This is a genomic window from Domibacillus sp. DTU_2020_1001157_1_SI_ALB_TIR_016 (genome assembly GCF_032341995.1).
GTDB lineage: Bacteria > Bacillota > Bacilli > Bacillales > Domibacillaceae > Domibacillus > Domibacillus indicus_A.
Genome location: NZ_CP135439.1, coordinates 860,575 through 880,406 on the forward strand (window position 1 = coordinate 860,575; position 19,832 = coordinate 880,406).

At 46.7% G+C, this 19,832-nt stretch carries 18 protein-coding genes; 15 read left to right on the top strand and 3 right to left on the bottom strand.

Annotated features, from left to right (window positions below):
• Window positions 1–165: 165 nt before the first annotated feature.
• The 12 genes from RRU94_RS12135 (at window position 166) to RRU94_RS12190 (ending at window position 14,044) form a co-directional block, all read left to right on the top strand.
• On the top strand, window positions 166–1,635 hold the full coding sequence (locus tag RRU94_RS12135) for a CoA-acylating methylmalonate-semialdehyde dehydrogenase (protein WP_315694539.1): 1,470 nt from the start codon (window positions 166–168) through the stop codon (window positions 1,633–1,635).
• 76 nt (window positions 1,636–1,711) lie between these two features.
• Window positions 1,712–2,527 (top strand): 5-deoxy-glucuronate isomerase, encoded by an 816-nt coding sequence (iolB, locus tag RRU94_RS12140; RefSeq protein WP_315694540.1) that lies wholly within the window; start codon window positions 1,712–1,714, stop codon window positions 2,525–2,527.
• A 26-nt stretch (window positions 2,528–2,553) separates the two neighbouring features.
• Window positions 2,554–3,537: a 5-dehydro-2-deoxygluconokinase gene (iolC, locus tag RRU94_RS12145; RefSeq protein ID WP_315694542.1), complete on the top strand. Its 984-nt coding sequence runs from the start codon at window positions 2,554–2,556 to the stop codon at window positions 3,535–3,537.
• Window positions 3,538–3,566: 29 nt separating this feature from the next.
• Window positions 3,567–5,477, top strand: a complete 1,911-nt coding sequence (gene iolD / locus RRU94_RS12150; RefSeq protein ID WP_315694543.1) for a 3D-(3,5/4)-trihydroxycyclohexane-1,2-dione acylhydrolase (decyclizing) — start codon at window positions 3,567–3,569, stop codon at window positions 5,475–5,477.
• 17 nt (window positions 5,478–5,494) lie between these two features.
• The gene (gene iolE, locus RRU94_RS12155; protein ID WP_315694544.1) at window positions 5,495–6,388 is read left to right on the top strand and encodes a myo-inosose-2 dehydratase; all 894 of its coding nucleotides are present in this window, start codon (window positions 5,495–5,497) and stop codon (window positions 6,386–6,388) included.
• A gap of 17 nt (window positions 6,389–6,405) precedes the next feature.
• Window positions 6,406–7,821, top strand: a complete 1,416-nt coding sequence (locus tag RRU94_RS12160) for a sugar porter family MFS transporter (protein ID WP_315694546.1) — start codon at window positions 6,406–6,408, stop codon at window positions 7,819–7,821.
• A gap of 46 nt (window positions 7,822–7,867) precedes the next feature.
• Window positions 7,868–8,902 (top strand): bifunctional inositol 2-dehydrogenase/D-chiro-inositol 1-dehydrogenase, encoded by a 1,035-nt coding sequence (locus RRU94_RS12165; RefSeq protein WP_315694548.1) that lies wholly within the window; start codon window positions 7,868–7,870, stop codon window positions 8,900–8,902.
• A 58-nt stretch (window positions 8,903–8,960) separates the two neighbouring features.
• Window positions 8,961–9,839 (top strand): sugar phosphate isomerase/epimerase family protein, encoded by an 879-nt coding sequence (locus tag RRU94_RS12170; protein ID WP_315694550.1) that lies wholly within the window; start codon window positions 8,961–8,963, stop codon window positions 9,837–9,839.
• 4 nt (window positions 9,840–9,843) lie between these two features.
• On the top strand, window positions 9,844–10,695 hold the full coding sequence (fba, locus tag RRU94_RS12175; RefSeq protein ID WP_315694552.1) for a class II fructose-1,6-bisphosphate aldolase: 852 nt from the start codon (window positions 9,844–9,846) through the stop codon (window positions 10,693–10,695).
• Between the two features lie 90 nt (window positions 10,696–10,785).
• Complete coding sequence (locus RRU94_RS12180; protein ID WP_315694554.1) at window positions 10,786–11,976, top strand: MFS transporter; 1,191 nt, start codon at window positions 10,786–10,788, stop codon at window positions 11,974–11,976.
• Between the two features lie 43 nt (window positions 11,977–12,019).
• Window positions 12,020–13,051 carry a LacI family DNA-binding transcriptional regulator gene (locus tag RRU94_RS12185; RefSeq protein ID WP_315694556.1) on the top strand — a complete coding sequence of 344 codons (1,032 nt, stop codon included), beginning with the start codon at window positions 12,020–12,022 and terminating at the stop codon, window positions 13,049–13,051.
• A gap of 60 nt (window positions 13,052–13,111) precedes the next feature.
• Window positions 13,112–14,044, top strand: a complete 933-nt coding sequence (locus tag RRU94_RS12190; protein WP_315694557.1) for an aldo/keto reductase — start codon at window positions 13,112–13,114, stop codon at window positions 14,042–14,044.
• Between the two features lie 299 nt (window positions 14,045–14,343).
• Here RRU94_RS12190 and RRU94_RS12195 read toward each other — a convergent pair whose 3' ends face one another.
• Complete coding sequence (locus tag RRU94_RS12195) at window positions 14,344–15,150, bottom strand: serine/threonine protein kinase (protein ID WP_315694559.1); 807 nt, start codon at window positions 15,148–15,150, stop codon at window positions 14,344–14,346.
• 505 nt (window positions 15,151–15,655) lie between these two features.
• Here RRU94_RS12195 and RRU94_RS12200 point away from each other — a divergent pair.
• Together RRU94_RS12200 and RRU94_RS12205 are read left to right on the top strand one after the other, a co-directional pair.
• Window positions 15,656–16,828, top strand: a complete 1,173-nt coding sequence (locus tag RRU94_RS12200) for a Bcr/CflA family multidrug efflux MFS transporter (RefSeq protein WP_410493043.1) — start codon at window positions 15,656–15,658, stop codon at window positions 16,826–16,828.
• A 126-nt stretch (window positions 16,829–16,954) separates the two neighbouring features.
• Complete coding sequence (locus RRU94_RS12205; RefSeq protein ID WP_410493021.1) at window positions 16,955–18,424, top strand: flotillin family protein; 1,470 nt, start codon at window positions 16,955–16,957, stop codon at window positions 18,422–18,424.
• A gap of 51 nt (window positions 18,425–18,475) precedes the next feature.
• Here the strand turns inward: RRU94_RS12205 and RRU94_RS12210 are convergent, their stop codons facing one another.
• Window positions 18,476–18,961, bottom strand: a complete 486-nt coding sequence (locus tag RRU94_RS12210) for an immunoglobulin-like domain-containing protein (RefSeq protein ID WP_315694563.1) — start codon at window positions 18,959–18,961, stop codon at window positions 18,476–18,478.
• Entirely contained in the window at window positions 18,958–19,461 is a 504-nt protein-coding gene (locus RRU94_RS12215) for a YceI family protein (protein WP_315694564.1), read from the bottom strand. Before RRU94_RS12215 ends, RRU94_RS12210 begins: the two co-directional genes overlap by 4 nt.
• Before the next feature lie 106 nt (window positions 19,462–19,567).
• On the opposite strand from RRU94_RS12215, the gene RRU94_RS12220 reads away from it, so the two are divergent.
• Window positions 19,568–19,813, top strand: coding sequence for a hypothetical protein (locus tag RRU94_RS12220; RefSeq protein ID WP_396120225.1), 246 nt, complete (start codon window positions 19,568–19,570; stop codon window positions 19,811–19,813).
• The last annotated feature ends 19 nt before the right edge of the window (window positions 19,814–19,832 follow it).

The following is a 19,832-nucleotide window of genomic DNA, read 5'->3' on the forward strand; positions in this document are numbered from 1 at the left end:
CATTAATACGGCAGTAATGGAAACGCTATATTAAGCGGATAAGTCTCTTAAACAGCGTTCTTATTTTTGAAACATCATGAAATCGATTTCAGTCAGATGCTGTTTTTAAGCCAATGGCCAGCTTCTTGTTTATTTAAAAACCGACTTTTCAAGGAGGAATCAGACATGTCAGCAGTAAACTCAGAAGTGAAAACATTACAAAACTACATAAATGGAGAATGGGTGGATTCTCTGTCCAGCCAGACCGAGACGGTTGTAAACCCAGCAACAGGCGAAGAAATTGCCCAGGTGCCGCTTTCTACAAAAGAAGACGTAGACCGTGCGGTGCAGGCAGCAAGCGAAGCGTTTAAAACATGGTCGCAGACGGCTGTTCCAAAGCGTGCACGCGTTCTTTTCAAATATCAGCAGCTTCTTGTTGATAACTGGGAAGAGCTGGCGAAGCTGATCACGATTGAAAACGGAAAAAGCTTGTCAGAAGCCATGGGTGAAGTGCAGCGCGGGATTGAATGCGTAGAATTCGCGGCCGGTGCGCCGACACTAATGATGGGCAGCCAGCTTCCAGACATCGCGACAAATATCGAATCAGGCATGTACCGTTACCCGGTTGGCGTAGTCGGCGGGATCACACCGTTCAACTTCCCAATGATGGTTCCTTGCTGGATGTACCCACTGGCGATCGCATGCGGTAACACATTTGTATTGAAGCCGTCTGAACGTACTCCGCTTTTGGCAGCGAAATTAGTAGATCTATTCAAAGAAGCCGGCCTTCCAGACGGTGTACTAAACATCGTAAACGGAGCGCATGATGTGGTAAACGGCCTTCTTGAGCACCCAGAAGTGAAAGCCATCTCATTTGTTGGCTCACAGCCAGTTGCAGAATACGTATACAAAACAGGAGCAGCGAACTTGAAACGCGTACAGGCGCTTGCAGGGGCGAAAAACCACTCGATCGTGCTGGCAGATGCAAATCTTGACCTGGCTGCAAAAGAAGTAACAGCCGCAGCCTTTGGTTCAGCGGGTGAGCGCTGCATGGCTGCAGCCGTTGTAGCAGTAGAAGAGGGCATTGCCGATGAGTTTATCGCAAAACTAAAAGAAGCAGCCGACAACATTCAAATTGGCAACGGTTTAGATGATGGCGTATTCCTTGGCCCAATCATCCGCGAAAATGCGAAACAGCGTACAATCGGCTACATTGAAGCTGGTATTGAGCAGGGTGCAACGCTTGTGCGTGACGGCCGCGAAGACGAAGCCGCAAAAGGAGACGGATACTTCCTTGGGGCAACCATCTTCGATAACGTGACACAGGAGATGACGATTTGGCAGGATGAAATTTTTGCGCCGGTTCTTTCCATCGTCCGCGTAAAAGACCTGGCAGAAGGTGTGGAGACAGCGAACGCTTCTACACTTGCGAATGGTGCCTGCCTGTATACAGACAGCGCCGCAGCGGTACGCCAGTTCCGTGAAACGATCGATGCAGGAATGCTTGGCATTAACGTCGGTGTACCGGCGCCAATGGCCTTCTTCCCATTCTCCGGCTACAAAAATTCATTCTACGGCGATCTTCATGCGAACGGCAAAGATGGCGTTGAATTCTTTACACGCAAGAAAATGGTCACAGCACGCTACGTAAAGTAATATCTTGAATTTGTCCTGGCTGTCCGGCTCCATCCGGGCAGCAGGCCATTCAAGAAAAAATCAGGAGGTACATCACATGAGCCGCTTGCTTCAAAAACCAATGAAAAAAGAACAGTCAGAAGGCGTCACACTCGTTCATGACGTGACAAAAGAAAACTCCCCCCTCGAATATGTCGGATTTAAAGTCATTGATCTGGCTCCCGGCGCCACTTACACTGAATCATTAACTAAAACAGAATGCTGCATTGTCGCTCTGACAGGCAAGATTCACGTAACCGAAGGAAGCGAAGAATTCCGCAGCCTTGGTACGCGTGAAAATGTCTTCCAAAAAGTGCCGACAGACAGTGTGTATGTTTCCAACGATAAAACTTTCCACGTAGAAGGCGCAACGGCTGCCCGGGTAGCACTATGCTATTCCCCTTCCCAGGAGCAGCTGCCGACGGTACTCATTAAAGCTTCGGAGGTCGGCATTGAAAACCGCGGCATTTTAAGCAATAAACGGATGGTTCACAATATCCTGCCGGATTCCGACCCGCGCGCAAACAGCCTGCTTGTCGTAGAAGTTTATACAGAAAGCGGAAACTGGTCGAGCTACCCGCCGCACAAACATGATCAGGATAACCTGCCGGATGAGTCATTCTTAGAAGAATCTTACTATCATGAAATGAATCCGCCGCAGGGCTTTGTGTTCCAGCGTGTGTATACCGATGACCGGTCGATTGATGAAACGATGACCGTTGAAAACAGCGACGTTGTGCTTGTTCCAGCTGGATACCATCCAGTCGGCGTACCAGATGGCTATGAGTCTTATTACTTAAATGTGATGGCCGGCCCGACACGTATTTGGAAATTTTACAATGATCCAGACCATGAGTGGATTTTAAAGCGTTAACCAAATTAAAGGAGCGGTGAAAACGGATGAACTATACATTCAATAATGAAAAAGAACTTGATGTAATCGCCATTGGGCGTGCCTGCATCGACTTAAATGCAAACGAATACAACATGCCGATGGAAGAGACGATGACGTTTACGAAATACGTTGGCGGCTCACCCGCAAATGTCGCAATCGGCAGCGCGAAGCTTGGCTTAAAAGTTGGCTTTATCGGCAAGCTTGCCGATGACCAGCATGGACGTTTTATTGAAAAGTACATGCGTGAAGTCGGCGTAGATACATCAAATATGGTGGTAGATAAAGAAGGGCATAAAACCGGTCTTGCCTTCACTGAAATTTTAAGCCCGGATGAGTGCAGCATTCTAATGTACCGTGATGATGTAGCGGATTTGTACCTTGAGCCATCTGAAGTAAGCGAAGATTACATTCAAAAAGCAAAAATCCTGCTTGTATCCGGTACAGCGCTGGCAAAAAGCCCGTCACGGGAAGCGGTTTTGAAATCGGTCAGCCTGGCGAAAAAACACGGCGTGAAAATTGTGTTTGAACTTGACTACCGTCCATACACGTGGCAGTCGCCGGAAGAAACAGCCGTTTATTACTCGCTTGTTGCTGAACAGTCCGATATCGTCATTGGCACGCGCGATGAGTTTGATGTAATGGAAAACATCCAGGGCGGCGACAACAACGAAACGATTGGAAACTTATTCAAGCATTCAGCCGATCTTGTTGTCATCAAGCATGGGGTAGAAGGGTCATATGCGTACGCAAAATCGGGAGAAGTATTCCGTGCTCAGGCGTACAAAACTAACGTACTGAAAACATTTGGCGCAGGTGATTCCTATGCATCTGCATTTTTATACGCACTTGTCAGCGGCAAAGACATTGAAACCGCTTTGAAATATGGCAGTGCTTCCGCATCCATTGTGGTCAGCAAGCACAGCTCGTCTGATGCGATGCCTGTTGCTTCTGAAATTGAGCAGCTGATCGCAGCTGCGGTACATGTGTAAAAAATGATTCGTTAAGAGGTGAGCAACTGATGGGAACAGTTCGATTAACAACCGCGCAAGCGTTAATTAAATTTTTAAATCAGCAGTACATTCACGTTGATGGAGAAGAAACACCTTTCGTCGAAGGCATCTTTAACATTTTCGGACATGGCAACGTGGTCGGAATCGGCCAGGCACTTGAGCAGGACGCAGGCCGTTTGAAAGTCTACCAGGGAAAGAATGAGCAGGGAATGGCGCAGGCGGCAATCGCCTACAGCCGCGAAATGCTCCGCCGTAAAATTTATGCGGTCACCACGTCTGCCGGCCCGGGGTCAGCAAACTTGATCGCAGCAGCGGGAACAGCGTTTGCGAACAACATTCCGGTTCTTTTGCTTCCGGCGGATACCTTTGCGACACGCCAGCCTGATCCAGTGCTTCAGCAGCTGGAGCATGAACACAGCACAGCGGTAACCACAAACGAAGCGTTTATGGCGGTTTCCCGCTACTGGGACCGCGTAACACGTCCGGAACAGTTAATGTCGGCACTCATCCGTGCCTTTGAAGTGATGACCGACCCGGCCAAAGCGGGCCCGGCGACCATCTGCATCGCACAGGACGTAGAAGGGGAAGCGTTTGATTATGATGAGCGTTTCTTCGAAAAACGCGTTCATTATTTGGACCGCAAGCCAGCGGTAGAGCGCGAACTTCAAGGCGCGGCAGAACGGATTAAAGCAAGCAAAAAGCCCGTCATTATTGTAGGGGGCGGTGCCCGTTATTCAGGCGCCCGCGACATTTTAAAACAAATTTCCGAAAAGCATAATATCCCTCTTGTAGAAACACAGGCTGGGAAATCAACAGTGGAAGTTTCATTTCCAAATAACCTGGGCGGCGTCGGTATTCTCGGTACGTCGGCGGCAAACAAAGTGGCGCGCGATACAGACCTTGTAATCGGTGTCGGCACACGCTACACAGATTTTACAACATCATCCAAAACACAGTTTGATTTTGATAAAACGTCGTTCTTAAATATCAATGTTAGTCGCCTTCAGGCTTACAAGATGGATGGATTCCAGGTTGTCGCGGATGCAAAAACGGCGCTTGAGCAGCTGGCACCTCTTTTGGGAGACTATGAAACTGCATTTGGCGGCCTGCTTTCAGCATGGAAAGAAGAGTGGCTGACAGAACGCGACCGTCTGGCGAACGTAACATTCAACCGTGAAAACTTCACGCCGGAAATCAAGGATCAATTTTCTCAGGAAACACTGAATGAATATGCCGATGTGCTGGACACTGAATTCACACAAACGGCAGCTTTGGTCGCTGCCAATGAAGCAGTCTCACCAAACAGCATCGTTATCGGTTCAGCTGGATCACTTCCAGGCGACCTGCAGCGTTTATGGCATTCTGATGTACCGAATACGTACCACCTGGAATATGGATATTCCTGCATGGGATATGAAGTGGCCGGCGCACTGGGTGCGAAACTCGCTCATCCGGACCGTGAAGTATACGCAGCCGTTGGAGATGGCAGCTTCCTCATGCTTCATACAGAGCTTGTAACAGCGCTTCAGTACGATAAAAAAATCAATATTCTCTTGTTTGATAACTCTGGTTATGGATGTATTAATAACCTGCAGATGGATAATGGAAGCGGTTCATACTTCTGTGAGTTCCGTACACATGATAACAAGATTATGAACATCGATTACGCGAAAGTGGCAGAAGCCTACGGAGCAAAATCATACAAAGCCAACACAGTAGAAGAATTGAAAGCAGCGCTTGAAGACGCGAAAAAGCAGTCTGTTTCCACATTGATTGATATGAAAGTACTTCCGAAAACAATGTCAGACGGCTATGATGGCTGGTGGAACGTTGGCGTTGCTGAAGTATCCGAGTCTGAAAGCGTTCAAAAAGCCTATGCCGCAAGAGCGGAAAAACTAGAAACGGCGAAGATGTATTAATAGGAGGTCCGCACATCATGCAGGATATTTTATGGGGCATTGCTCCAATTGGCTGGCGCAACGATGACATTCCAGAAATCGGCGCTGAAAATACACTATCTCATTTATTAAGCGACATTGTTGTAGCAGGATTTCAAGGGACAGAAGTCGGCGGCTTCTTCCCTGAACCTGCCGTTTTAAAAAAGGAACTGGCATTGCGCAACTTAAAAATTGCGGGCCAGTGGTTTTCAAGCTTTATCATTCGTGATGGCATTGAAAAAGCATCACAGGAATTTCATGCCCACTGTGCGTATTTAAAAGAAGTGGAAGCAGCGGTTGCAGTGGTTTCCGAACAAACATACAGCATACAGGGTCTTGATAAAAATGTTTTTGCCGAAAAGCCTTACTTTAGCGATGAAGAATGGACTATCCTTTGCGAAGGGCTGAATGAACTTGGCAAGATTGCCGACAGCTATGGTTTAAAGCTTGTCTTCCATCATCATATGGGAACCGGTGTGCAGACGCTGGAAGAAATTGACCGTTTAATGGAAGGAACAGATTCTAACCATGTCCACCTTTTATATGACACAGGCCATATTTTTGCTTCGGATGGCGATTATATGACGCTTCTTGAAAAATATATGAATCGTATTAAACATGTTCACTTCAAAGATGTTAGAGAGTCGGTAATGGACGAATGCAAACAACCAGGAAAATCATTTAGAGAATCGTTTTTAGCTGGAATGTTTACAGTGCCAGGAGACGGATGTATCGATTTTACGAAGCCTTTCCGCTTTCTTGAAGAGCATGGATACAAAGGCTGGATCGTCATTGAAGCAGAACAGGACCCAGCCATTGCCCACCCGCTTGAGTATGCATTGATCGCTCGAAGGTATTTGGACGAATCATTGCTTGCACGCGTGGAGAAATAAAAAGAGGTGCATGAACAATGAATACAAACGCAGCCCCATCATCTTTTTTACGTAAGATTATCATTATTTCGACGCTGGGCGGACTTCTCTTCGGTTATGATACAGGTGTTATCAATGGAGCTCTTCCTTTTATGACAGAAGAGCTGGGCTTAACGCCTGCAACGCAAGGTTTTGTAGCAAGTTCGCTTCTCTTCGGTGCCGCACTTGGTGCTTTGTTTGGCGGACGACTGTCAGACATTAACGGACGCAGAAAAAACATTTTAATGCTGGCCGTGATTTTCTTAGTTGCTACTCTTGGATGTACACTTGCACCAAACGTTACCGTTATGATCATTGCTCGTTTCATGCTTGGACTGGCAGTAGGCGGTGCATCCGTTACCGTTCCTTCTTACTTGGCAGAAATGTCACCGGCATCACGCCGTGGTCGTATCGTAACGCAAAATGAATTGATGATTGTTAGTGGTCAGCTTTTAGCTTTTGTTTTGAATGCTATCCTTGGTACAACACTCGGTCACGTTGAAGGAATCTGGCGTGTGATGCTGCTGATTGCCGCTCTTCCAGCCATCTTCTTATTCATCGGTATGCTGAAAGTGCCGGAAAGCCCGCGCTGGCTTGTGTCTAAGAAAAGAGACAGTGAGGCACTTGCTGTTTTAAGCCGCATTCGTTCAGAGCAAGAAGCAAAAACTGAACTAGCTGAAATTAAAGCAACATTTACTGAAGAAGAACATACAAAGCAAGCTGGTTTCAAAGATCTTTCCACACCGTGGATTCGCCGCATTATGTTTATTGGTGTCGGTATTGCGGTTGTGCAGCAGATTACGGGTGTAAACTCGATCATGTACTATGGAACAGAGATTTTAAAAGATGCCGGCTTTACAACAGAAGCGGCACTCGTAGGTAACATTGCAAACGGAGCGATTTCCGTACTCGCTACATTCGTCGGTATTTGGCTGTTAGGTAAAATCGGCCGCCGCCCGATGCTGATGGCAGGACTTGCCGGTACAACTGTATGCCTTTTGTTGATTGCCATTTTCTCAAGCGTACTAGAAGGCTCACCAAACTTGCCATACGTTGTTCTTACTTTAACCGTTACATTTCTTGCATTCCAGCAAGGCGCCATTTCACCAGTCACCTGGCTGATGCTTTCCGAAATTTTCCCGCTGCAATTGCGCGGTTTTGGAATGGGCTTAACTGTATTATTCTTATGGCTTGTCAACTTCTTAGTCGGCTTGTCATTCCCGATCATGCTTTCAGCAGTCGGACTATCTGGAACATTCTATATTTTTGTGGCACTTGGCGTCCTGGCGATTGGATTTGTAGCAAAATTCCTTCCAGAAACGAAAGGGCTTACGCTTGAACAATTAGAGCAAAAATTCCGCAATCACGGTAAAAAACCAGCGGTAGCAAGCTATACAGAAAACAAACGCGCTTAATGATGTAAGCGTTACAAAAGTGGTAATATAAGGGAGGAAATCAATCATGACATTGAAATTTGGAGTAATTGGAACAGGGGCAATTGGCCGCGAACATATTAAACGCATTACAAACAGTTTAGCAGGCGGGAAAATCGTTGCGGTAACAGACGTGAATCTTGAATCTGCAAAACTAGCTGTTGAGCAATACGGACTTGAGGCAGTTGTCCATGAAGATGATAAAGCTCTTTGCCAGGATCCGAACGTAGATGCCGTTTTGGTTACAAGCTGGGGCCCGGCACACGAACAAAACGTATTAAACGCTATTGAAGCAGGCAAGTACGTATTTTGTGAAAAACCGCTTGCGACAACAGCAGAAGGTGCAATGAAAATCGTCCAGGCTGAAATGGCACACGGGAAAAAGCTAGTTCAAGTAGGCTTTATGCGCCGTTATGATCCAGGATATGTTCAATTAAAAGAAGCAATTGACGCGAATGAAATCGGTGATCCATTGATGGTCCGCTGCGTACACCGCAACCCGGAAGTACCAGAAACATACGGAACAGAAATGGCAGTTGTTGATACATTGGTGCACGAAATCGATGTACTTCACTGGCTGATCAATGACGATTACAAATCTGTACAAGTGCTGTACCCGAAAAAAACAGCACGTGCTCATGCAGGCTTAAAAGATCCACAAATCATTATTTTAGAAACAAAATCGGGCATTATCATTAACGCAGAAGTGTTTGTAAACTGCCATTACGGCTACGATATTCAGTGTGAAGTAATCGGTGAGGATGGCGTAGCATACCTGCCGGAGCCGGCTAGCATCGTGACACGCAAGAGTGCGAAGCTTTCTACAAGCATTATGACTGACTGGAAAGACCGCTTTATCGATGCCTACGATGTAGAGCTGCAGGACTTTATGGATTCAATTAAACAAACAGGTGAGCCGAATGGCCCAACGTCGTGGGATGGATACATTGCTGCCGTGACAACTGATGCGTGTGTGAAAGCACAGCAGTCCGGCCAGAAAGAAGACGTAGCGCTTGAAGAAAAACCAGCATTCTACCAAAAGCAGACAGCAGCTGTAAACTGACAATGGTGCCGGCTCGGCCGGCTCCGTAACGATTATAGATAAACAGGAGGAATTTGAAATGAAACTAGCACTTGATCCAACGATGTATGCCGATCTTTCTTTAAGAGAAATGGTAGATAAAACAGCGGAGCTTGGCTATGACTACATTGAGCTTTCACCGCGCGAGGATTTCTGCCCATTCTACAAGTACCCAAAAGTAGACAGCGCAAAAATTAAAAACTTAAAACGCTACTGCCGTGATGCAGGCGTTCAAATTTCTTCTCTTCTTCCTCTTTACTACTGGGCAGGTCCAGACGAAGACCGCCGCCAGGCAGCCGTACGCAACTGGAAACGCGCCATTGAGGTAGCGGTTGAGTTGGAAGTAGATTTAATGAACAGTGAATTCAACGGATCTAAATTCAATCCGGTTGTATGCGAAGAGCAGTTTATCCGTTCTATGGACGAATTGCTGCCAATCTTTGAACGCGAAGGCATTAAATTGAACCTTCAAGCGCATCCATATGATTTCATTGAAACACATGACGGTGCGATGGACATGATCCGTGCACTGGACAAAGACTGGATTAACCTTGTGTACTCTACAGCTCACACGTTCTACTATGACAGCGGTAAAGGTGATATCGCGCCAATGTTTGATTCAGCAGGCGACCGCCTCACGCATGTTTTATTTGCGGATACATTCAATCATATGGCATCAGACGGCCTTCGCTACATTGTGAACCCGCCGGCAGTAGAAGCAACGGTTCACCAGCATTTGAACATCGGTGAAGCAGAAGTAGATTTCGATACCATTTTCCGCAAGCTGAAAGAAATGAACTTTGATGGTATCGCAACAAACGCTGTATTTGCCTGGAAAGACAAAGCGGACTGGTCAAGTAAACTGATGCTTCAAAAAATGAAAGAAGGTCTTGGTTTAACGGAGAAAGTCGAGGGCTGATTGTATGTTAGTATCGATGAAAGATATGCTGCAAAAAGCAAAGCAGGGCGGCTACGCCGTCGGCCAGTACAATATTAACGGACTGGAATTTGCCCAGGCGTTTTTGCAGGCAGCAGAAGAAGAACGGGCGCCCATTATTTTGGCCTCATCCGACCGGCTTGTGGATTACCTCGGCGGCTTCACAACGATTGCCGCCATGGTCAAGGCGCTGATGGAGGAATTAAACATTACTGTGCCGGTTGCGCTTCATTTAGATCACGGCATGAGCGTCGAGCGCTGCAAGAAAGCGATTGATGCAGGCTATACGTCTGTAATGATCGACGGCTCCCACAGCCCAATCGATGAAAATATTGCGATGACGAAAGAAGTCGTCGCGTATGCAAAAGAAAAAGGGGTAACGGTTGAAGCAGAAGTCGGCACAGTCGGCGGGCAGGAAGATGGCATGGTCGGCGGTATTCAATATGCGGATCTGGATGAATGCATCCGAATTGTTGAAGAAGCCGACATTGATGCATTGGCCGCAGCGCTTGGTTCGGTTCATGGACCATATCAGGGTGAGCCGCAGCTTGGCTTTGATGAAATGAAAGAAATCTCAGAGAAAACGGACGTGCCGCTTGTCCTGCACGGCGGCTCCGGCATTCCGCTTCATCAACTTCAGCGCGCCATAGAGCTTGGCCACGCAAAAATTAATGTCAACACAGAAAGCATCCAGGCATGGACCGCCTCTGTCCGTGAAACATTAAACCAAAACCCGGATGTATACGAGCCGCGGCTGATTTTACTGCCGGCCATTGAAGCAGTAAAGGACGCTGTAAAAGGGAAAATGAGAGAATTTAACACGAGCGGCAAAGCCTAATACGCTTGTCTGGTATCAAGAGAGAGGAGCTGGTCCATTGCATAGGACGGCTCCTTTTTCTCAAAGAGCCGAAGAGCAGGATGTGAGCATGTGAACAAACGCAATCAAAGATTGTTTTTACTGATTTCTTTTCTTTTTTGGTTTTCGCACTTTATTTATATTCCGATGCTCTCTCCTTACATCGAGCAGATAGGGGGCACGTATACCTTTATTGGCATCGTTTTGGCAAGCTACGGACTTATGCAGTTTTTGTTTCGCCTTCCCATCGGTATCGGGTCAGATCTTTGGAACAAACGGAAAGGCTTTGTTGTGGCCGGCATGGCAGTCAGTATGTTCAGCTGCCTCGCTTTTGCGCTGACTGAAAGCCTTGGATGGGTGCTCCTGTCCCGTTCACTGGCCGGCATCGCTGCGGCCACCTGGGTGGCTTTTACCATTCTTTTTTCGAGCTACGCAGCGGAGCGGAATTTGCACCAGGCCATGGGCCATTTATCTTTTGCCGTTGTATTTGCCCAGCTCCTCGGAATGGCGCTTAGTGCATGGATCGTGGAAGAGTGGGGCTGGCATGCACCTTATTGGTTCGGAGCTGCTTTCGGAGCCGCGGGCCTGCTGCTTTCGCTGTTTGTAGCAGAAGGAAAAACAGAAACAAAACGGGAGCCAGTTCGGCTGAAGGAGCTCGGAACAGCGCTGAAGGAACCGATGCTCTTAAAAGTATCGCTGCTGTCCATATTAGCGCACAGCATCATGTTTACTACGATGTTCGGTTTTACGACTGATTATGCCCTGTCAGCCGGCATGCGGGCGGGTGACATCACAATTCTTGTATTTGCTTTTATGGTGCCGCATGCCGTTTCTACCTTGTTAAGCGGCAGCTGGTTTGTTCCGAAGCTGGGTAAATGGGGCACGCTGCAAATCGCTTTTTCTGCCGCAGCAATCTTTACTTTTCTTATGCCGTTCGCGGATACAAAAGCAGCCTTGATTGTTTTGCAGCTCGTAAATGGATTTGCCCTTGGCCTTTTATTCCCGCTTTTTCTTGGTATGGCCGTAGAAGAAATCCCTCACGCCAAGCGGGCGACTGCCATGGGGGCTTATCAAGGTCTTTACGCTATTGGCATGTTCGCCGGTCCTTTTTTAGCCGGCATTTTAAACACGTATTTTGGACTGGAAGCAGGCTTTTATTTCTCTGGTGCTGTTGGTGTATTAGGCGCTTTGTTTAGTTTTAAATGGCAGGGGAAAATGAAAACGGAATCAATATTTAAGCATAATAATGAGAGTTCGTTATAATAGAGATAATAAGAATGGAACAGGGAAAAGGCAGGTGAACAACATGATGAAAATGAGAGATGTGGCCAAACGGGCGAATGTATCTCCGGCTACTGTGTCCCGGGTGCTTCGCCAGCCAGATTTGGTCAGCAAAGAAACGAAAGAAAAAGTAATGCGGGTGATCAACGAACTAAACTATAAACCGCATATGATCGCCAGCCAGTTCCGCACACGTGAAACGAAGACGATTTTAGTCGTGGTGCCGGATATTACCCGTCCGTTTTTTTCCGAAGTGCTGCGCGGCATTGAGCATACAGCGCTTCAAAACGGCTATCAGGTTATTTTGGGTGACACAGAAAATCAGGTTGAGCGGGAAAGAGAATATATTGAGCTTCTATATAGAAAACAGGCAGACGGTGCCGTGCTGTTAACCGCCCGGATGGATCGGGACAGTCTGGAAGAATTATCGTCCCAGTTTCCGATCGTTCTTGCTTGTGAATATATGGATGGCCTGGACATTCCGACGGTTTCGATTGACAACATCAGCAGTGCCCGCAAAATAACCGAGCACTTGATCAATGTCGGACACCGGAAGATTGCGCATATTTGTGGTCCTATGGATATTATCTTAAGCCGGGACCGGCTGCGTGGTTACAAGCAGGCGATGATGGGCCATGACCTGCCGATCGATCCTTCCTGGGTACAGGAAGGAGATGATGGACTGGATTCAGGCTACAATCAAATGGTGAAGCTGCTGGCGCTTGAAGATCGTCCGACGGCTGTGTTTGTGTTTAATGACGAGATGGCGCTTGGCTCGATCAAAGCGGTCAAAGACCATGGTCTCCGCGTACCAGAAGATATAGCTATCGTCGGATTTGATAACCTGCGGATGGCGTCTCTTTTCACTCCTTACATGACGACGATCGATCAGCCGAAATATGAGATTGGCCAAAAAGCAACGGATTTGCTTTTAACGCTTTTAAAAGGCGGCTCAATTGACCGGAAAAAATTCGTCATGAAAGACGAGCTGATTATCCGGGAATCGTGCGGGTTTTATCAGAAAGAGCAATTGTTTGGAGCGACCGAAGGGGTTTAGCCCCTTCTCATTCCGGCAATAGGAAAAGGGTGGAAAAAAGCAAAAGGAGATGTATACATAATGACAAAGCTTGTGCAGATCGGCAAAACAGACTTGCGTGTAAACCCGATTGGCTTTGGCGCCAATGCGGTAGGAGGCCATAACTTATATCCAAACCTGGATGAAGAAGCCGGCCGTGATATGGTGCGTACAGCGCTTGACCATGGTGTTAACTTTCTTGATACAGCTTTTATTTACGGACCGAAGCGTTCGGAAGAATTGATTGGGGAAGTGTTAAAAGAGCGGGGAAATCGATCAGAAGCTGTGATTGCCACAAAAGCAGCACATGTTCTAACGGATGACGGCGAAAAATTTGACAATTCTCCGGCTTTCTTAAAAAATGCCGTAGACGAAGCATTAGGACGCCTTCAAACGGACTATATTGATTTGTTTTATATCCATTTTCCAGACGAACAAACACCGAAAGATGAAGCGGTTGGAGCGCTAAAGGAATTGAAGGATGCAGGGAAAATCCGCCATATCGGTGTCTCTAATTTCTCTCTCGATCAGTTGAAGGAAGCGAACAAAGACGGTCATGTTGATGTTTTTCAGGGAGAATATAATCTGCTTGCACGCGATGCGGAAAAAGAATTGTTCCCGTACCTTGCTGAGAAAAACATTTCATTTGTGCCGTATTTCCCACTTGCATCCGGGCTTTTAACAGGCAAATACGATAAAAATGCGACATTTGACGATCTTCGCAATGGCCTGCCATACTTCCAAAAAGGAGCGTTTGAAGCGAACCTTGAAAAAGTCGATCAAATTCGCCCGATTGCAGAAAGCAAAGGGGTAGAACTGGCTCATTTAGTGCTGGCATGGTACTTAACACGTGATGCGATTGACGTCATCATTCCAGGTGCAAAACGACCTGAGCAAGTATTAAACAACTTAAAAACATTAGATGTTCAGCTTACACAAGAAGAAATCAGCAAAATTGACCAGGTGTTTCAATAATGATACAAAGCTGCTCTGGTATTAGGGCAGCTTGAGAGTGTAGACAAAGTAAGAAAGCAGGCTGATTGAAAACGTCTGACTTTCCAGGAACGCCGCCGGCAGGGAAGCGGAGTGACCTTTTGGGGTCATGAGCATTCACAGCTGGCAAGTGACGCCAAAAGCGGGCGTTTGTCAACAGCCTGAAGCAGCCCTGGTACTAGGGCTGCTTTTTATCTACCAACTTTTTCCATGAATAAAGCTTAAAAAAACGGCTTAACATTTTATAAATCAGCCCAAAGGGGAAAAGCGCTGCCGTTACATTAAAGGCAGCGCTTTTCCGGTGAATCTATGATACATTGAACATCCGCTATTAGCTCATCGGCTGTCTCATAAGGCTGATCCAGCTGGAGCATACGACGAATCACACATTTTGCTGGAGAAGAAAGCGTCAGTTCTTCTTCCCAGCTTTTTTCTTTTTTGGACGAGGGCTCGAATGTAGAATACAGCAAAAACAGAACAAAATGACCGAGCGCAAAAAAATCGCTTCGAACAGACAGCTCCCGAAAAAGCGGGTGCTCTTTTTTTCGTCTGCGCCTAGAGGTGGGGTTGCTGCCAAGAATCCGTGCGAGGCCAAAGTCGATTACATGCACAGCTGTCCCATCCCACAAAATATTTGGGATGCGCAAGTCCCTATGAACGATCCCTTGACGATGAAAGTATTGGACGACATAAAGGACCTCTAATAGGATCCGGAATGCTTCTTTTTCGGTATACCGTTGATTTTGATGGAAAATTAATTCCTCAAAATTGGGAGCGTTTATCGAGTCCATCACAAAAAACGGCACGCCATCCCTTTTAAAAGCGGCGACAAACCGGGGGATGGCCGGGTGACGAAGCTGCTGCAAAAAATGAGCTTCCTGCCAAAAGAAATTTATTTCGTCCGGCTTGTGCCGTTTACGGTTGCGCAGCTGTTTAACCACTACATTCCGGCCGGTCTGCAAGTCTTTCGCTTTGTACGTGAGGCCATAGCTGCCTCTGCCAAGCAGGCCTGCCAGCCGAAATCGGCCGCCAACGAGAATGCCTGGCTTTAGTGGACGTTCAATCAGCCTGGAAAACATCATATGCATACGCTTCAGCTGCTGTAAGAGCTGAAAGAAGAACCGCGTTTTTTCTTGTAGTAATGATGTCCATGTTTTGAAGATTGATGGGATTGTTTTCGATATCGGTGATCACTGCTGGAATAACGGCGGCTGCGAGAAGATTTTTGATTCAGTACTTGTTGAAGAAGTTTCTTTAACATGAAATCCCTACTTTCCTGTTTTTCTTTTCTACGAATCAAATAAAAAAAGGTTTCATCTTTTGTTTGCTTTTTTTATTTTTAGCCCAGAAGAAGGCTCGTAGAAGATCAGTGTATATGTTCCACTATACTCGTATGTTTAAACGGGCAAAAAAGAAAAGGGATTCTTTTATTCTATCAGCAGAAAAGAACAAGCGGGAATGCTGGGCGAGCGAGACCAAATCCGCTATACTGTTCATATTGTGAAACAAAATGGGCTTCTGGACGAACGCTTTTTTGTTTTGGAAAAAGAGGTGGATAAATTGGAAAAAACACGTACCATTAAGCGGACGCAGATGGCGATTCTTCTTGGAGCGCTTGGAGCGATGGGCCCATTTACGATTGATATGTACCTGCCATCGTTTCCGACGATTGCCGATGACTACGGGACAACTGCGTCGCTTGTACAAATCAGCTTAACGGCTTGTTTGATCGGTCTTGCTTTGGGACAGCTTGTGATCGGGCCGATGAGTGATGTGCGCGGACGGAAAAAACCGCTGGCCTTCTTTTTATTTTTATATTTTGCCGCTTCTCTTTTCTGTGCCTTTGCACCGTCTATTTATTTGTTTATTGCCGGACGTGTTGTTCAAGGATTTTCAGCAGCAGCCGGTCTTGTTGTTTCCCGGGCAGTTGTGCGGGATATGTACAGCGGGCGTGAACTAACGAAATTTTTTGCGCTGCTTATGCTTGTCAACAATCTTGGACCGATTTTAGCGCCAATTGTCGGCGGAGGCGTGCTTGCTTTTACAGACTGGTCCGGTGTGTTTCTTGTCCTTAGCGCGATCGGCATCGGGTTAATGCTTGTCGTAACATGGAAAATGGATGAAACGCTTCCGGTTGAACGGCGCCAGCCAAGCAATATTGCTCAAACGTTTAAAAGCTTCGGTTCCCTTGTGAAAAACCGGGAATTTATGGGCTACGCGCTTGCACAGGGCTTTATGGTCGGCGGGATTTTTGCGTATGTTTCAGGTACACCTTTCGTGTATCAAAATATTTATGGCGCATCTCCCCAGCTGTTCAGCCTGCTGTTTGGTATGAACGGCATTGGCATTATGATCGGCTCACAAGTAGTCGGCCGGTTTTCAGATACCATTTCAGAAGCAAAGTTTTTGCGGTTCGGCTTGTGGATGTCGGCAGTATCAAGCATCGTGCTCGTCATCATGGTATTGATTCATGGACCGCTTTATTCGATCGTCATTCCCATTTTCTTTTTTGTTTCTTCAATTGGCATCATTGGTACATCCGCTTTCTCTCTGGCGATGGAAACGCAGGGGCATATTGCCGGCAGTGCGTCGGCGCTTCTTGGCCTGCTTCCGTTTGCGCTTGGGTCACTGACAGCGCCGCTTGTCGGCATTGCCGGTGAAAACACGGCTGTTCCAATGGGATTGACGATCTTCGGTGCCAGCATGTTAGCAATGATTGCGTATTTCGGGCTCGCCCGGGGTGCCAAAAAAAGTCCACAATCATGACGATTGTGGATTTTTTTATTGTATAATGCCTGTCGTTTTCACTATTTATAAAATAACGAAACCATTTCCTTATTTTTCCGTAGAGAAAAAAGAATCCATTCTATAGAGAAAAGGGGTTAGGTGCAAATGGGAAATGTTGTTCTTATAATTATGATTCTTTTTGTATTGGCTGCTATCGGAGCTGCGCTTTGGTACTTTTTTATGAAAGTGCGCTATCGGACGGCTAAATCGAACGAGGCGCTTGTGATTACAGGACCAAAGCTTGGTGATATTGAAAAGGAATCCAATATTTTTACCGATGATGAGGGACGCTCGATGAAAATTATCCGTGGCGGCGGCTATCGGCTGCGCATGTTTCAAACCTCAACACCCGTCAATTTAACGTCTTTTCAATTAAAGCTGACAACACCGCGCGTCTACACAAACGGTGGTGTGCCGATCGTAGCGGATGCTGTGGCAATGGTAAAAGTGGCAGATACATTAAAAGGCATTGCCAACTACGCGGAGCAGTTTTTAGGAAAAGAGCAGGCTGAAATTGAAGTGGAAATTACCGAAGTGCTGGGAAGCAACCTGCGGGCGATTTTGTCGAAAATGACAGTAGAAGAGATAAACGGCGACCGGGAAGGCTTTAATAAACAGGTAACAGAAATTGCGCAAAAGCAGCTTGATGAAATGGGTTTTAAAATTACGTCTCTTGGATTGACGGACCTTCGGGATGCAGATGCGAAAAACGGTTATTTGGATAACCTCGGACGCCCGCGCATTGCCGAAGTACGCAAACAGGCAGAAATTGCCGAAGCAAACAGCGAGCGGGAAACGCGGATTCATAAAGCAAAAACCGATCAGGAAGCACGCGAGGAAGAGTATAAACGTGAAATTGCCACAGCTGAAGCAAAAAAAGCAAAAGACTTAAAAGACGCGTCCATAAAAGAAGAAACCGAACGGGCCCGGGCAAAATCTGAACAATCATATGAGCTTGAACGAGCCAAGCTGGCCAAAGAAGTAAAAGAAGCAGAACTTATCTTGATCAGCCGCGAAAAAGAAGAACAGCTCCGAATTCAGCAGCTGGAGCGGGAACGACTTGTAACACTTGAAGCAGAAGAAACAAAAATCCGCCGTGCAAAAGCAGATGCTGACTTTTATGAAACAACGAAACGGGCTGAAGCAGAAGCACGAAAATCAGAAATTGACGGGTCGGCAAAAGCACGGATCATCCGGGAAGCCGGTCTTGCCGAAGCAGAAGTTGTTTTGAAAAAAGGAGAAGCAGAAGCGAAGGCGCGCCAATTACTGGCTGAAGCCATTGAAGAGCACGGCGAGGTTATTATTACAGAGAAAATTATTGAGATGCTGCCGCTGCTTGCTGAAAAAGTGGCTCAGCCGCTGAATAATGTAGATTCGATTAAAGTGATTCAAACAGGCAGCGGATCAGGCATTCCAACGGTCAGTAAAGGTGTCACAGATACGATGCTCGGTATTCAGGAACCATTAAAAGAACTAACCGGCATTGATGTGGCAGGTCTTTTAAAAAACTTTGCTGCAAAAGGAAAACGGGTCGATGCTGCTTCATTTTCGGAGGATAAAAAAGAAACAGAGTGACAAAAATGTTTTTCATAAATCAGCTCCACACCTTTATGGTGTGGAGCTGATTTAGTTTTCAATCTCAAAAGGTGCTGCCAGCCAAAATTCCGTTCCATACACACTGCGTCCATTTTCATCGATAGAAAAAGAACGAAACGCTTTGACGATTCTGTACTTGCCCGCTTCGAGCGGTTTTTGGAGACGGCCAAGGTCAACCGTTTCAATGGTTTGTTTGCGGGGGGGAGACAACAGTGCAATTTCTTCGAAAGCATCCCTGTTTTTTTTGAACGGCACAGCATACCAGGTACCGTCCAGCTGCTGTTCAATTCGGAAGGCGCGGCCATATGTAAAATCAGTGTTACGCCCGTTTTGAATCATCAGTCTTAAGGCGCTGTCAGATACGTTCCGCACGGTAAGAGACAACCCATTGTTTTGTGCGGCCATTTCCTGCAGGGGTGCGCCTTTTTCGGCTGCCGGCTCGGGCTCAGGTTCGCCCGGCTGGCAGGCCGACAGCAGCATCGCACAAGCCGCTATATGGACAAGCCGCTTGTTCATGCAGCTTTCACCAGCTGAAGATCCAGCACAATCTCTACGTCGTCTTCAATATGCACGCCTCCTGTTTCGAGCGTTAAACCGTAATCGCTGCGTTTAATGACGGCTTTTGCCTGAAGGCGGGCGGTTTTACCCGTGTCGGAATTCTGTTTCTCATTAAACGTAACAAAAAAAGATTCTGTCCGGGTTACGCCGTGCAGGGAAAGGTCGCCGACGAGTTCGTATTGCCCGTTCTCCTGATCCAAAATATTGTTAGCGATAAACCGTACTTCTGCGTATTTTTCCACATCAAAAAACTTCTCTGATACCAAGTGGGCATCAAGTTCCTTATTGCCTGTTTGTATGGTGGACAGATCCACATTAAACGAGATGTTCGCCGTTACTAAATGATCTGCCTCGGCTTCAATCGTCGCTTCATAAGAAGGGAAGGAACCCTTCACATGATTGACAGCAGCATAAACCTGGCTCTGGGATTTATCCACGACCCATGTTGGTTTGTCCATTATTAAAGTCCCCCTTAATCTTTTCTTTTTTTCATTATTTCCCTGCATTGTCACGAATAAAACAAACAGTAAGCCAGGACATACTAAGCAAAAAGGAGGTGAGCAAGTGGACAAGAAAACGGATTATAAAGAATTATACAATGTACGGGACCAGTTGACCTTGATTCCAGAAGAATTTCCAGAAGGGGCTTATGGACAGCCAATTGATAACGAAAAACCAGTAGAAGGAAAAAGTACGCCGTGGAAAAAAGATCAGCACGTGGCGAGCAACTTTACGTACGAATTCAAGCATCTGCATGAAAACCGGCCCAGAGAATACCCAGGGGCACATCCTACACACGATGAAAAATAATTTGATTGACGGCGCCTTT